Here is a 14,105-nt window from a genome sequence, read left to right on the forward strand (position 1 = left end):
GACTTAGGCTGACAAGCGGAACAACAGTGACTATTTCGTGACGATGACGGAACACGACGAACATCGCCAACAAAGCCTTACGCAGGCAACCGAGGCGCGCGGCCTGGAGGCGCTGATCTCGCGCGCGGCGCGCGCCGGCAAGGGCGCGGCGCCCGTGGAGCGCTGGAATCCCGACTTTTGCGGCGATCTCGACATGGAGATCAAGGCCGACGGCACCTGGTTCTATCTCGGCACGCCGATCGGTCGCATGCCGCTGGTGCAGCTCTTCTCCTCCGTGCTGCGCAAGGACGCGGATGGCAGGACCTATCTGGTGACGCCTGTGGAAAAGGTCGGCATCCGCGTCGCCGATGCGCCGTTCGTCGCCGTCGAAATGGATGTTTCGGGCAGTGGCGACGAACAGATCATCACCTTCCGCACCAATGTCGGCGACGTGGTCGAGGCTGGACCGGAACGGCCGCTGCGTTTCGTCGACGAGAACGAGACCGGGGGCCTGAAGCCCTATGTGCTGGTGCGCGGCAGGCTGGAAGCGCTGGTGGGGCGGCCCGTCATGTACGAGCTGGTCGGACATGGCGAGGAGATCGAGATCGGCGGCAAGGCGATGTTTGCCGTGCGCTCGAAGGGCGCGGTGTTTCCGATCATGCCGGCGGACCAGTTGAAGCGGCTGAGCGCATGATGGATCGCCTGTCACTGATGCCGTTTTCGTCGGCGGATTTTCGCGCGCGCTTCGCCGCGCAGCCAGAGGCGCATGCCGGCGACGACTATGGCGACCATCGCTTCAATCCGGGTCATCCGCGCCTCTACCAGGGCAAGGTGCTGCGCAATGCAGCGGTGCTGATCCCGGTGGTCGATCACGAAGACGAGGCGACGGTTTTGCTGACCAAACGGGCCGAAAAGCTGCGCAACCATTCGGGGCAGGTGGCCTTTCCCGGCGGCACCATCGATGCGACCGATGCCAGCCCGGAGGCGGCGGCGCTGCGCGAAACCTTCGAGGAGATCGGCCTTGACCAGGACCGCATCGAGATCATCGGCCGCATGCCCGACTATGTCGCCGGCAGCGGCTACCGCATCGCTCCCGTACTGGGCATCGTGCGGGCCGGCTTCCAGCTGGCCTTGAATGCCGACGAAGTCGATGCAGCCTTCGAAGTGCCGCTGCGCTTCCTGATGGACCCGGTGAATCACAAGCGTGACAGCCGCATGTGGAACGATCTCGAATGGTTCTTCTACGACATGCCCTATGGCGACCAGCGTATCTGGGGCGTCACCGCCGGCATCATCCGCACGCTCTATGAAAGGCTCTATGCGTGAGTGTTTCGATCGCGGGCAGGGCCGACTGGCTCGCCGACAAGCATTTGCAGCGCCTGCTTGCCGCCCTGGCTGAAGGCGGCGAAGAGGCGCGTGTCGCCGGCGGCGCCGTGCGCAACACGCTGATGGGCCAGCCGGTCGCCGATGTCGACATCGCCACCACCTGTTTGCCGCAGGAAATCATCCGCCGCGCCGAGACGGAGGGTTTCAAGCCGGTGCCGACCGGCATCGAGCACGGCACCATCACGGTGGTCGCCGGCGGCAAGCCCTATGAAATCACCACTTTGCGCGCCGATGTCGAGACCGACGGCCGCCGCGCCAAAGTGTCGTTCGGGCGCGATTGGAAACTCGATGCCGAGCGGCGCGACTTCACGATCAACGCCCTCTACGCCGACGCGGATGGTTCCATCGTCGACCTGGTCGGCGGCATCGCCGATATCGAGGCGCGGCGGCTGCGCTTCATTGGTGATGCGGAAGCGCGGATTCGTGAGGATTATCTGCGCATCCTGCGCTTCTTCCGCTTCTTCGCCTGGTATGGCGAAGGCCGGCCGGATGCCGAGGGGCTGAAGGCCTGCGCCCGGCTGAAGGAGGGCCTGGCCCAACTCTCGGCGGAGCGCGTCTGGTCCGAGTTGAAGAAACTGCTTTCGGCGCCTGATCCGTCGCGGGCGCTGCTGTGGATGCGGCAGGCCGGCGTCTTGACCGCCGCGCTGCCGGAAAGCGAGAAATGGGGCATCGACGCCATCCACGGGCTGACCAAGGCCGAGAAGGATCTGGGTTGGGCGGCCGATCCGATGCTGCGGCTGGAGGCGATCGTGCCGCCGGATGCCGCGCGCATGAAGACGCTGGCCGAGCGGCTGAGGTTTTCGACCGCGGAATTGGACCGTTTGCGCTACTGGGCGCTCTCGACGGCGGTCGAGCCGAAGACGACCGAGGGCGAACTGGCGAAAAGGCTCTATCGCGGCGACCGGCAAGGGGTTGTCGACCGCCTGCGGCTATCGCTTGCCGGAGCCCGGGTGCGCGCCGTCGAGGACAATGACGCGCTGCTCGAAGCCGGCGGCTTTTCGCGCCTGCTGGCCTTCGCGCTCAAATGGGAAAAACCGGTGTTTCCGCTGAAAGGCGCCGATCTGACGGCGCTCGGCGCCACGCCAGGGCCGAAGCTGGGCGAAATCCTCAAGAACCTCGAAACGGAATGGATCGAGGCGGGATTTGCCGCCGATCGCGGCACGCTGCTGGACCGCGCCGCGAAGGCGCTTGAAACTTAGACTGGAGCTTGCCCGGACGACCGTGCCGATCAAAAGGCATAGCCGAGGCGACGATTTGACCGGGCGAAAGGTCGCTCTCCTACCTGATCGCCGTGGGAGCCAGGGCGCGCGAAAGGCTTGCCTCGCCCTTGCCGTAGACCGAGGCCCTGTAGTTGACCAGCGTGTCGGTACGAGCCGTGTTGAGCAGATCGTTGGTGATCTGGGTCGCCGTGGCCGTGGTGAACTTGCTGCCGATGATCGCCGCATATCCTGAAATGATCGGCGCGGCGAAGGAGGTGCCATAAAGGCCTGTCTTGCTTCCATCGACACCAACCACGAGGAAGTGGCTTTGCACCAGCGCATTGGAGCCGGCGGTATTCGAATACCAGGCAAGCTGGGCCTTGCTGGACGTCGTGCCGTTGGTGGACAGCGCGCCGACGAAGATCGCGGATGGTTTTCCGATCAGGGCAAGGTCGAGATAGTCCTGCTGGCCGTTCGTGACCCCGCCCACGGCGACCGAATCGTTGCCCGCGGCCTTCGAAACGACAGCCGTCCCCCTGGTGGCGTAGGAGATGATGGAGGCTTCCTCCGGGGCCCAGCCGATCTGGTTCGAGCTGTAGCCCGCCCTGGCGTACATGCCGTAGCTCAGATTGAGCACGTTCAGGCCGGGCGCAAGGCCGACGGCCGAACCGGTTGAGAAGTCCTTCGACCTGATGGTCGCCAAGGGCGCGATCATGCCGGCTTCCTCACGCGTCCATTCACCGTGGCGCTGGGTTTGAACCCCAACACCGAAATTGCCGGAGAACCGCGATGTACTGGAGAAATCGTCGACGATCGTTATCGTGACGCCCTTGCCCCTGTATCCGGCGGCCCAAGCCGCGCCAATTTCGGGGCTCATCCACCGCTGCACTGCTTGCGTGCCCGCGACCGGGATCGTTGCACTCACGCATGTGGACAGGCCGCCGCCGTGGCACAGCGCGGCCATCTCGTCCGCATTGACGGCCTCCTGTGCCGATGCCATCGGCGCCGACAGGATGGCGAGAGCCGTGGCGATGCCGAATTTGAAGCAACTCCCTGACATGCTGTTACTCCGTTCAAACAAGAACCAAGACGGATGATCGCGAGTTTCGGGGCGAGATGATTTTCATTTGCATCCTCCCGGCGATCAGAAAGTTACACGGTAATTCAGCCAGATGTGCTGGCTCTCCGGTTTAGCGTTAACCAGATATTTCAAGGTTTCCTCAGGCGCCATCCGGCTGGCCGCGAGCCGGCAATTGACGCTGTAGGTGCCAAAATCGCCGTAATCGGCTTCGCAGGACTTTTCGGTAAGCTTGCCGCCGATGGTCGTGGTGAGCGAAAGGGAAAGAGTGCTGTTCGGGTTCGGATGCATCTGGGTGAGGAACCCAAGCTTGAGGCTTGGCTCGATCCGATACTTCACGCCCTCTTCTCCGGTCCCAAAGCCCCAAAGGATGCCGGTATCCTCCGTGATCTGGGTGAGCAGGTCCACATGCATGTCGACCCAGTTTGCCCGGTACCATTGGTTGAACGAGACAAAGGTCCCGTTCTGCAGTTCGTAGCCGCCATTGCCAAGGCTCCTCGCGCGGTCGCTGAGCGGCGAGCCCTGATGTATGTCGACCAACGATGTCGTCATGTCCTGGGCGGCTGCCGGCGACGCCCCGATGAGCGCGCACAGCAGGAGCGCCATCGTGCGGAACCTCACTCGACTGCCGGACTTTTCGCGCATGCGCGAAACACCTCGCCCACCTGATTCCGGATCAGCGCCTGGTGGCGACGGGCTCCTCTGGCAGCCCACTGTGGCCGGATTATCCTCGGGACGGTGGCACGGGTTCGGTTACCGCGTGGTTTATTTTAGCTGATGCAAATGTGATTTTTTGACCCCGTAGGGTCCGGCTCCGAGGCGCCCGCGGCGGCGCCCCGATCTCGAAGCGCCAACGCGGCTGGTTGCTAACGCTGGCGAAAGCAGGCCGGCCAAAGCCTAGGCGGCGTCGCGGACTTTTTCAATGCGCGAGCGGATCGCCTCGATCATGGTTTCGCGGATGGTCGTCTCGCCATGCGTCTCGCGCATATGCTCGACGGCACGGCGCATCACTTCGGCTTCCTCGTCGGCACGGGTGTGCCACTCACAGCCGGGAACAAGCGAGCCGCAGTGGAATTGCTTCATCGGATTTCTCCTTTTCCTCCAGGGAGCCTGTCGAGGCTCCGCGACTTTTTTAGCCCACGGTCCATTCCCGGACGTGGGCGGGGCGAGAGCTATAACACGGGAGGAGCGGTCTGGTTGCATCAAAGCATCGTGCACCGCCCGCCCTGTCTCCTCGACTTGACGCGATTCCAGAATGGAATTGCTCCGGCTGATCCTACGGCCAGCGCACCTCCGGCGGCAGGCTGGACAGGATCGAGGCGACATTGCCGCCGGTCTTCAGACCGAAGATGGTGCCGCGATCGTGAAGCAGGTTGAACTCGACATAGCGGCCGCGGCGGATGAGCTGTTCGTCGCGGTCGCCGTCCGTCCAGTTCTCGTTGAAATTGGCGCGCACGAGGTGGCCGTAGACGACGAGGAAGGAGCGTCCGACGTCCTGGACGAAGTTGAAATCGGCGTTCCAACCGCCTCTGTCGTCGCCAGAATGCAGCCAGTCGAAGAAAATGCCGCCAACGCCGCGCGGCTCGTTGCGGTGGGGCAGGAAGAAATACTCGTCGCACCAGGCCTTGAATTTCGAGTGGTCGGCGACGGCGGCGTTCTTTTCGCAAGCGAACTGCATGGCGCGGTGGAAGGCGACAGTGTCGGGGTCGTCCTGGGTACGGCGGTGGTCGAGCACCGGCGTCAGATCGGCGCCGCCGCCGAACCATTGCCTCGAGGTGACGACCATGCGCGTGTTCATGTGCACGGCAGGAACGTTGGGATTCCAGGGGTGCGCGATCAGCGAGATGCCGGAGGCCCAGAAGCGCGGGTCTTCCTCGGCGCCGGGCATTTCCTTCCTGAATTCGGGCGAGAACTCGCCGTAGACGGTCGACGTATGGACGCCGACCTTCTCGAAGACGCGGCCATGCATCATCGACATGGTGCCGCCGCCACCCTTGCCCTGGTCACGCTCCCACGGCGTCTTTTCGAAACGGCCCGGCGACCATGAGGCGAGGGGGCCCTGGAGATCCTGCTCGATCTGCTCGAAAGCGCCGCAAATGCGTTCGCGCAGCGCCTCGAACCACAGGCGCGCCTTCATCTTCTTCTCTTCAATGTCGGCGGGCAGGCCAGCGGGTATTTCAGGTCGTTCCAAAGTGCCGTCTCCGGTTGCGGGGTGGCCCGCCCCTACAAATGACTCGTCTTTTGCCGGCGCGATCCCTAATCTCTTAGGGGACAGGGTCAAGTCACTTTGCTTTTGCGCATGATCCTTTCGGGGGCATGTGCCAGGTGCAGGGAGTTGTTTCGTGCGCACCCCGGCAAGACCGCCGCTGGATGGCCTGAAGAAAAGGCTCGATCAGAGCCGGACCGAGCGCGCACGCATGCCGCGCGACGGCTTTCTGCGCGAGACCTTCGTCCTGCCGCGCTCCGATGCGCGGCTCAAGGCCAAGGAATGGTTCGAGCGCTTTCCCAAGCAAGCCTACTGGACGGAGATCGAAAGCTGGTTCGAGCGGCCGGGGGATTTGATCGAGTTCACCATCAGGCGGCTGCCGGCGGCCGATTAGGGTCCGACCAACAGCCTCCGCGCGCCCGCTCCCTCATTTGCCAGCCGGTCCCCCTTGTTCCTGAGCGGGCATTTGTCGATCGACATGCAGCCGCAGCCGATGCAGTCGCTCAGCCCGTCGCGCAGTTTCTTCAACTGGGCGATCTTGTGGTCGAGCGCGTCGCGCCATGCGGTCGACAGCAATCCCCAGTCGTCGCGCGTCGGCGTGCGGCTTTCGGGCAGCGACGCAAGGGCTTCGCCGATTTCGGCGAGCGAGATGCCGACCTCCTGCGCGACCTTGATGATTGCCACTCGCCGCAGCACGTCGCGGCCGTAACGGCGCTGGTTGCCTGACGTGCGGTGGCTGCGGATCAGCCCGCGCGTCTCATAAAAATGCAGTGCCGACACCGCTACGCCGCTGCGCATGGCCACCTGGCCGACCGTCAATTCCGATGCTGGAGCCATTTCCGATTTTCCGCTTGACCTCAAGTTAAGTTGAGCTTGTAGCGAAGAAATGCTGATTGGGCAAATGACAGGAGAAGGCGATGTGCGCCTGGGTGAGAATGGCCAGAGAAACCGCTGTCGTCGGCGACGGCAAGGCTGTCGATGGGCCGCCGATCCTATCCGAGCTGCCGGACGGCCTCGCCCGCCACCATGGCGACGGACAGCGCGACATTGATGCTGCGCGCGATGCCCTGCATGGGGATAGTCAGCCGCGCATCCGCCGCCTGATGGACAGGATCCGGCACGCCCGCGGATTCGCGGCCGAACAGAAGGATGTCGCCGTCCGCAAAGCTGAAGCTGGTGTAGGGGGTCGCAGCTTTGGTCGACAGAAGCACCAACCGGCGCCCGTCCTTGTTGCGCCAGTCCTCGAAGGCGTTCCAGTCGACATGCCGGGTGAGGGCAGCCATTTCGAGGTAGTCCATGCCGGCACGCTTGAGCGCCTTGTCGGACAGCGGAAAGCCGGCCGGCTCGATGATGTCGACGCCAAGGCCGAGGCAAGCGGCGAAGCGCAGGATTGTCCCGGTGTTGCCGGCAATATCCGGCTGGTAGAGCGCGATGCGGAGACGACGGTTCATTTCCGCATCCTTCTAATAAGTGGCAGATCGGCCACAGGAGCTTTCCGGTTTTGGAAATTCCTGGACCTGCGGGTGGCCATTTTCTGCGAAGTCGGGTATGTCAGTCGCATTGTCAACCCGAACCGATGGAGGGGACACTCATGATGACCATGCACATCCAGCGCCCCTCTCGTGGGCTTGTACGCCTGCCGGCGGCTTCGGTACGACGATTCACCTGACTCTCTAAGACTTGATCGCACCGATTCCCGCCGAGACGATTTTTCGGCTCTTGAAGGAATCCTGCGATGTTTTTCAAAAAGTCAAAAGGGCTGAACGCCCCAGCTGAACATGTCCAGACCGACTCGTTCAGTCGTGTCCGGACCGACGCTTATCGTGTCCAGACCGATGCCGAGCGTCGGTTGCGGACCGAGGCAATCCGCGCCTCCGGCCGAATGCCGGCGGACGATGTTGCTTGGCCTTTTCATCTTTATTTTCATACGGAGGACGGACCGATGTTCGATCCCTACAGAATACCGGGCTCGAGGAGCCTGCATATCCACCGACTGCCGACCTGGGCGCTGTTGATCGGCGAGACCTATTCGTCCGCGGTCCATGCCGAAGTCCGGCGCCGGCCGCATCGCGGCATGCTGCCGGATGTCGATTTCTCGCACGCTGTTCCGGATCCCAGCCGACCTTCGCTGGTGCGCCGGATCATCCGGCTGATCCGGCCGGGCGCGAAAATCCGGCTTGTCGACACCGCGTCGACAGGATCGGCGAACGAGCCTGTCGGCGAAAAGCCCGCGAGCCCCTATATTGGGCGAAGCGGGGCCGACGGTCCGGACGATTCCGGACCGTCGGCCCTCGGCGCCACACGGTCCGGGGACTTCGTACGTTCACGCGCCGCGTAAGCGGAAAACAGACTTTCACAGGCATGACCTATGTTGTTGTTTAGTTGGTTTGAAAGAAGGCTCGATCCGTTCCCCACGGCGGAACCGGTCGAGCCGCCGAAGACGCTGGTAGCCTTCTGCCTGCATTATACGCGCGGCGCCTGGCCCTATATCCTTGTCGACGCGGTGCTGGTGGCGGCCATCGCCATCGCGGAAGTCTGGATGTTCGGCTTCCTTGGCCGCATCGTCGACTGGCTGTCGGGGCAGAATCGCGAAACCTTCCTGCAGACGGAAGGCTGGAAGCTCGCCGGAATGGCCTTCATCGTGCTGTTCGCACTGCCGGGCACGGTATGGGTGCATTCGCTGCTCAACCAGCAGACGCTGATGGGCAACTATCCCATGCGCATCCGTTGGCAGGTGCACCGCTACCTGCTCAACCAGTCGATGAGCTTCTACCAGGACGAGTTCGCCGGCCGCATCGCCACCAAGCTGATGCAGACCGCGCTCGCCGTGCGCGAATGCGTCATCAAGGTGATCGACGTGCTCAACTACGTCATCGTCTATTTCCTCGGCATGCTGTTGATCGTCGGCTCCGCCGACTGGCGGCTGGCCGCGCCCCTGGCGGTCTGGCTGGTCGGCTACGTGCTGTTGCTGCGCTACTTCATTCCCCGGCTGGGCAAGGTCGGCGAGGAGCAGGCCAATGCGCGCTCGGTCATGACCGGCCGCGTCGTCGACAGCTACTCCAACATCCAGACGGTCAAGCTGTTCAGTCATGCCAAGCGCGAGGCGACCTTCGCCAGGGAAGGCATGATGGGCTTCCTCGACACGGTCTACCGGTCGATGCGGCTGGTGACGGTGCTTTTCGGCACACTTTACATCCTGAACGCCCTGCTGCTGTTCTCGGTCACCGCCATCTCGCTGTGGCTGTGGATGGGGCAAGTGGTGACGATCGGCGCGGTCGCCGTGGTCATCGGCCTGGTGCTGCGGATGTGGGGCATGTCGCAGTGGATCATGTGGGAGATGTCGGGCCTGTTCGAGAACATCGGCACCGTGCAGGACGGCATCGCCTCGATCTCGCTGCCGCGCCTTGTCGAGGACAGGCCGGATGCGAAGGCGATCGCCGTTTCCAGGGGCGAGATCCGCTTCGAGGATATCCGCTTCCACTATGGCAAGCAGAAAGGCGTGATCGAAAACCTGTCGTTGACGGTGAAGCCGGGCGAGAAGGTCGGCATTGTCGGCCGCTCGGGCGCCGGCAAGTCGACGCTGGTCAATCTGCTGTTGCGCTTCTACGATCTGGAAAGCGGCCGGATCCTGATCGACGGCCAGGAGATCGCCGGCGTGAAGCAGGATTCGCTGCGCGCCCAGATCGGCATGGTCACGCAGGACACCTCGCTGCTGCACCGTTCGGTGCGCGAGAACATCCTCTACGGCCGGCCCGATGCTTCGGACGAGATGCTTGTCGAGGCGGCGCGGCGGGCCGAGGCGCTGGACTTCATTGGCGGGCTCGCGGATCACAAGGGCCGCAAGGGGTTCGACGCCTATGTCGGTGACCGCGGCGTCAAATTGTCCGGCGGCCAGCGGCAACGCATCGCCATTGCTCGCGTTATGTTGAAGGATGCACCTATACTTATCCTTGACGAGGCGACATCGGCGCTGGATTCCGAGGCGGAAGCGGCCATCCAGGAGAACCTCTACAAGCTCATGCAGGGCAAGACCGTCATCGCCATCGCCCATCGGCTGTCGACAATCGCGGCGATGGACAGGCTTGTGGTGATGGATCAAGGCCGTGTCATCGAGGAAGGTTCGCACGAGGAACTGGTCGCCAAGGGCGGACTCTACGCGCAGCTGTGGCAGCGCCAGTCGGGCGGGTTCCTGCTCGAGGACATACCGGCCGATGTCGCCAATGACGTGATCGCGAAAGGGCAAGCCGCAGAATGATGGCCGCCGCATGATGACAGCCATCTATCGCTGGTTCGAGAACTGGGTCTATCCGTTCAGGGAGCCGGCGAATCTTCGGCCGCCGTCGAGTGTCGGCGGCTTTCTGTGGCACTATGTCGGCCAGGCGAAGTTCGCCTTCTTCGCCATGCTGGTCATCGGCGGCATCGCGCCGCTGGTCGAGGCCGGCCTGTTCTACTTCGTCGGGCGGCTGGTCGACATCCTCGACCAGCTTCCCGGCGGGCGCAGCTGGCACGCGCTGTGGGCCGCCGCCGGCCCCGAGCTGGTGTTCATGATCGCGGTGGTGCTGGTCATCCGCACCATCGTCGTCGGCCTGTCGGCGCTGGTCGACGAGCAGACGATCACGCCCGGCTTCTACAATCTGGTGCGCTGGCAGGCGCATCGGCATGTGTCGCGCCAGTCCTACGCCTTCTTCCAGAACGATTTCGCCGGCCGCATCGCGACGAAAGTCTGGCAGGCGGGGCAAGCGACCGGCGACCTGATGGAGAGCTTCATCGAGGTCATCTGGTTCATGGTCGTCTACACGGTGACGACGCTGGCGCTGGTCGCCGGACTGGATCTCCGACTGGCGGTGCTGGTGGTGATCTGGATTTCCGCCTTCGGCTGGCTGGCGAAACTTTATCTGCCGGCGATCCGCAAGCATGCCGAGGCGACAGCCGAGGCCGGCTCGATGATCAATGGCCGCATCGTCGATTCCTATTCCAACGTGCAGACGCTGAAACTGTTCTCGGCCGACGGCGACGACCGCTATATCAAGAACGGCTTCGACATCTATCTCGACGCGCTGCGCCCCTTTACCCGCCGGTTGACCGGCGTGCGTATGGCGCTGACGACACTGTCGGGCGTCATGATCACGACGATCGGTTGCTTTGCCGTCTATCTCTGGGTCGAAGGCTCGATCACCGTCGGCGCGGTCGCCTTCACGCTGTCGCTGGTGCTGCGGCTCAACATGCTGCTCGGCCGGGTGATGATGCAGCTCAACGGCATATTGCGGAATCTCGGTGTGCTGGAGAATTCCAAGGCGCTGATCTCGCAGCCGCTGGGGCTCGTCGATGCGCCCGATGCCAGGGAGCTTGTCGTTGCCGGCGGACGCATCGACGTGAAGGGGGTCGAGTTCCACTATGGCAAGGGGTTCGGCGTGCTGAACGGCATCGACCTTGTCGTCAAGCCCAGCGAAAAGGTCGGGCTGGTCGGGCCATCGGGTGCCGGCAAGACCACGCTCGCCAACCTGATCCTGCGGCTCTACGACCTGGAAGGCGGGTCGATCACTGTCGATGGCCAGAACGTCGCCAAAGTCACGCAGAATTCGCTGCGCGCCAATATCGGCGTCGTCAGTCAGGATACGGCGCTCTTCCACCGTTCACTGCGTGACAACATCAAGCTCGGCATGCCGGATGCAACCGACGCCGAGGTGATCGCGGCGGCCAAGAAGGCCGAGGCGCATGACTTCATCCTCGACCTGCGCGACAACCGGGACCGCGCCGGCTACGAGGCCTATGTCGGCGAGCGCGGCGTCAAATTGTCGGGCGGCCAGCGCCAGCGCGTGGCGATTGCCCGCGTCTTCCTCAAGGACGCGCCGATCCTGATCCTCGACGAGGCGACCTCGGCGCTCGATTCCGACATCGAGGCGGCGATCCAGGAGAATCTCGCCCGGCTGATGGAGAACAAGACGGTCATCGCCATCGCCCACCGGCTGTCGACCATCGCCGCACTCGACCGTCTTGTGGTGCTGGACGGCGGCCGCATCGTCGAGCAAGGCACGCATGACGAACTGGTGGCGCTCGGCGGGCTCTATGCGCGGCTGTGGAGGCGGCAGTCCGGCGGCTTCCTCTCTCACGAGGACAGCGTGCTCGAAGAGACGCGGCCGGCGGAGTGAAGGCATGGGCGGGACGCCGGAAGTCGGTTATGTGCTCAAGCGGCTCCGGCCGACCACGCCGGCCTTCGACAGGCTGAAGGATGAGAGCCGGCTGGAAGGCTACTGGATGCTGGTGCGCCTGGCAGATGGCTGGGCAAGTGGCCGCAACAAGTTCCTCAAGCGGGGCGAGGCGTTGTTCGGGGCGTGGCATGGCGCCGAACTTGCCGGTGTATGCGGGCTGAACATCGATCCCTATGCCGGGGGCAGGGACCAGGGGCGGGTCCGGCACCTGTTCGTCAGCGCGCCTCACCGCCGCGCCGGCCTCGGCCGCATGCTGGTCGAGACTGTCATCGATCGGGCACGCCGCCATTTCACCGCGTTGAACACCCGCGCGCCGCAGGACGCCTTCGGCTTTTATGAAAGGCTTGGCTTTCGGCGCGTGGAAGGCGAAGAATTCGTCACCCACCGCATGCTTTTGGGGAAGGGGAACTGAAATGTCCTTGCGTCCGCCGTCCCGTCTTGCCGGCTCTTCGGCCGCTGAAGCGGCCTTCGACGCGCTTGGCCACGAAGTCCTGGCCGAAAAGGCGGCCGCACTCGGCCGCGCCGGCCAAAAGGTCGAGGAAACGCTGGCCATGTTGCGCGACAATGCCGATGAGGAGTTGCGCCCCAAGCTTCTCAAGCAGGCCGCCGAGGCGGTGCACGGCTATTTCATCCAGCGCGAGCTGTGCGGCTTGCGCAAGCACGATGGCGTCATCCGCGAATACGACATCCCCAGGGCCGTGCTGGTCAGGCTCGGCGCCCGCTAGGCTCGGCGCTTGCAGCGCTGATTTCCCTATGGAATCGCGCCAGGCGGATGGCGAGCGCTTCGGGGTTCTCGTCGGCGACGAAGTGCCCGCTGTCGGCTATGACGTCGCCGATGACATTCGAGAGCCCGGCAGCCCGCAGGCCATCGACATAGTCGCCGATCTCGCCGGGCTCGGCCGCACCCCTGAGATACAGCACCGGAACCGCGATCGGCGTGGCGGGCCGCGCGGCATTGGCCTTGGCATCCTCGGGGAAGGCGCGATACCAGGCGAAACCGGCCTGGAGGCTTTCGGGCCGGGAATAGGCCTTTGCGTAGATTTCCCTGGCATCGTCGGGGATCGCGGCCCGATCCTGCGAAAGCACATTGAAGAAGAAGTCGAAATAGGCGCTCTGATGGCCGCTCACCAGCGTTTCCGGCAAGGCCGGAACGGCATGGAATGCAAAGTGCCAGATCTGCGGATTGCGAATGACCTTCTCCCACGGCGCCACGCCTGGAATGACGACATCCATGATCACCGCGCCGCTGAGAATCTCCGGATGGTCGCGCAACAGGGCAAATACGATCTGGCCGCCGACATCATGGCCGGCGACCACGAGGTGCCGCAGCTCGCAAGCCTCGGCGACGCCTCTCATCAGCCTTGCCAGGGTCCGCTTGTCGCCAGCCCGGGGCATGCCTTGTGAGCCGCCGATGCAGGGCAGATCGGGGGCGACGACCCGGTAGTCGGCTGCCAGCCGGCCGATCACCCGTTCGAACGCGTAGGAGCTTTGCGGCCATCCGTGCAGCAGGAGGAATGCCGGCGCTTCGGCCGGACCCGCCTCGCGGATGGCAATGCTCAGCCCTTCGATTTCGACGGTCGAGACTTGCATGACCTGATCCTGCCGACTGCCTCTGCCATAGATCTAGGCGGCAATCGGGAATTCGACAGGGCCTTGAACCGTCACTCGAGCCACTTTGTGATGAACGTGCCGTTCTCGTGAATGTCGGTCGTTTCCAGCGGGCCCGGACCGAGATTGGTGAATTTGTGCGGCGTGTGGGGTGGCACGATGACGATCTGGCCGGCGGAAGCCTCGATTTCCTTGTCGCCCACGGTAAACAGCCCGGTGCCCTGGCGGATGATGAAGATCTCCGCATAAGGGTGGGAATGCAGCCGTGGGCCGCCGCCGACATCGGGCAGGTAGTTGAAAATCAGGCAGGAGCTGGAGCCGTAGGCGCCGCCTTGCAACTCGCCCTTCCAATGGTCGGAGCGAACTGCCCATTCGTCGCGGTCTATGACGTGCGCCATGCGATGGAGGATAGATCACACCGGCGCCCCGTGTCGAGGCAA

At 63.8% G+C, this 14,105-nt stretch carries 17 protein-coding genes; 9 read left to right on the forward strand and 8 right to left on the reverse strand.

The features are described from left to right. Positions 1 to 43: 43 nt before the first annotated feature. From FJV83_RS07395 to FJV83_RS07405, 3 genes are read left to right on the forward strand one after another with little or no spacing between them, the layout of a single operon-like run. Entirely contained in the window at positions 44 to 673 is a 630-nt protein-coding gene (locus FJV83_RS07395; protein ID WP_142884610.1) for a DUF1285 domain-containing protein, read from the forward strand. After that, entirely contained in the window at positions 673 to 1,305 is a 633-nt protein-coding gene (locus tag FJV83_RS07400) for a CoA pyrophosphatase (RefSeq protein ID WP_142884609.1), read from the forward strand. Before FJV83_RS07395 ends, FJV83_RS07400 begins: the two co-directional genes overlap by 1 nt. Next, complete coding sequence (locus FJV83_RS07405; protein ID WP_142884413.1) at positions 1,302 to 2,564, forward strand: CCA tRNA nucleotidyltransferase; 1,263 nt, start codon at positions 1,302 to 1,304, stop codon at positions 2,562 to 2,564. Before FJV83_RS07400 ends, FJV83_RS07405 begins: the two co-directional genes overlap by 4 nt. A gap of 79 nt (positions 2,565 to 2,643) precedes the next feature. Here FJV83_RS07405 and FJV83_RS07410 read toward each other — a convergent pair whose 3' ends face one another. From FJV83_RS07410 to hemF, 4 genes are all read right to left on the reverse strand, one after another. Then, on the reverse strand, positions 2,644 to 3,624 hold the full coding sequence (locus FJV83_RS07410) for a S8 family serine peptidase (protein ID WP_142884412.1): 981 nt from the start codon (positions 3,622 to 3,624) through the stop codon (positions 2,644 to 2,646). Positions 3,625 to 3,708: 84 nt separating this feature from the next. Next, the gene (locus tag FJV83_RS07415; protein WP_095773513.1) at positions 3,709 to 4,287 is read right to left on the reverse strand and encodes a hypothetical protein; all 579 of its coding nucleotides are present in this window, start codon (positions 4,285 to 4,287) and stop codon (positions 3,709 to 3,711) included. Between the two features lie 252 nt (positions 4,288 to 4,539). Further along, positions 4,540 to 4,725 carry a DUF1059 domain-containing protein gene (locus tag FJV83_RS07420; RefSeq protein ID WP_027047304.1) on the reverse strand — a complete coding sequence of 62 codons (186 nt, stop codon included), beginning with the start codon at positions 4,723 to 4,725 and terminating at the stop codon, positions 4,540 to 4,542. 193 nt (positions 4,726 to 4,918) lie between these two features. Continuing rightward, positions 4,919 to 5,833 (reverse strand): oxygen-dependent coproporphyrinogen oxidase, encoded by a 915-nt coding sequence (gene hemF, locus FJV83_RS07425; RefSeq protein ID WP_142884411.1) that lies wholly within the window; start codon positions 5,831 to 5,833, stop codon positions 4,919 to 4,921. 151 nt (positions 5,834 to 5,984) lie between these two features. On the opposite strand from hemF, the gene FJV83_RS07430 reads away from it, so the two are divergent. Continuing rightward, a complete protein-coding gene (locus FJV83_RS07430; protein WP_032933697.1) occupies positions 5,985 to 6,242 on the forward strand; it encodes a hypothetical protein in 258 nt (85 codons plus the stop codon). On the opposite strand, the gene soxR is transcribed toward FJV83_RS07430, so the two are convergent. Together soxR and FJV83_RS07440 are read right to left on the reverse strand one after the other, a co-directional pair. Then, positions 6,239 to 6,685, reverse strand: a complete 447-nt coding sequence (gene soxR / locus FJV83_RS07435; RefSeq protein WP_095773516.1) for a redox-sensitive transcriptional activator SoxR — start codon at positions 6,683 to 6,685, stop codon at positions 6,239 to 6,241. The two genes, FJV83_RS07430 and soxR, sit on opposite strands and share 4 nt — an antisense overlap. A 155-nt stretch (positions 6,686 to 6,840) precedes the next feature. After that, the gene (locus FJV83_RS07440; RefSeq protein WP_095773517.1) at positions 6,841 to 7,299 is read right to left on the reverse strand and encodes a tRNA (cytidine(34)-2'-O)-methyltransferase; all 459 of its coding nucleotides are present in this window, start codon (positions 7,297 to 7,299) and stop codon (positions 6,841 to 6,843) included. Positions 7,300 to 7,790: 491 nt separating this feature from the next. Here FJV83_RS07440 and FJV83_RS07445 point away from each other — a divergent pair, with 491 nt between their 5' ends. The 5 genes from FJV83_RS07445 to FJV83_RS07465 are packed head-to-tail and all read left to right on the forward strand — an operon-like array spanning position 7,791 to position 12,782. After that, positions 7,791 to 8,186: a hypothetical protein gene (locus FJV83_RS07445; protein ID WP_142887452.1), complete on the forward strand. Its 396-nt coding sequence runs from the start codon at positions 7,791 to 7,793 to the stop codon at positions 8,184 to 8,186. Between the two features lie 30 nt (positions 8,187 to 8,216). Continuing rightward, a complete protein-coding gene (locus FJV83_RS07450) occupies positions 8,217 to 10,103 on the forward strand; it encodes an ABC transporter ATP-binding protein (RefSeq protein WP_142886061.1) in 1,887 nt (628 codons plus the stop codon). 10 nt (positions 10,104 to 10,113) lie between these two features. Beyond that, entirely contained in the window at positions 10,114 to 11,997 is a 1,884-nt protein-coding gene (locus FJV83_RS07455; RefSeq protein WP_142886060.1) for an ABC transporter ATP-binding protein, read from the forward strand. A gap of 4 nt (positions 11,998 to 12,001) precedes the next feature. Beyond that, entirely contained in the window at positions 12,002 to 12,469 is a 468-nt protein-coding gene (locus FJV83_RS07460; protein ID WP_142886059.1) for a GNAT family N-acetyltransferase, read from the forward strand. A gap of 1 nt (position 12,470) precedes the next feature. Further along, positions 12,471 to 12,782 carry a DUF6665 family protein gene (locus FJV83_RS07465; protein ID WP_095773521.1) on the forward strand — a complete coding sequence of 104 codons (312 nt, stop codon included), beginning with the start codon at positions 12,471 to 12,473 and terminating at the stop codon, positions 12,780 to 12,782. On the opposite strand, the gene FJV83_RS07470 is transcribed toward FJV83_RS07465, so the two are convergent. Next, complete coding sequence (locus tag FJV83_RS07470; protein WP_142886058.1) at positions 12,763 to 13,647, reverse strand: alpha/beta hydrolase; 885 nt, start codon at positions 13,645 to 13,647, stop codon at positions 12,763 to 12,765. The genes FJV83_RS07465 and FJV83_RS07470 overlap by 20 nt on opposite strands. A 71-nt stretch (positions 13,648 to 13,718) precedes the next feature. Continuing rightward, entirely contained in the window at positions 13,719 to 14,063 is a 345-nt protein-coding gene (locus FJV83_RS07475) for a cupin domain-containing protein (RefSeq protein WP_095773523.1), read from the reverse strand. Positions 14,064 to 14,105 lie beyond the last annotated feature (42 nt).

Source organism: Mesorhizobium sp. WSM4307, assembly GCF_007003945.1.
Taxonomy (GTDB): domain Bacteria; phylum Pseudomonadota; class Alphaproteobacteria; order Rhizobiales; family Rhizobiaceae; genus Mesorhizobium.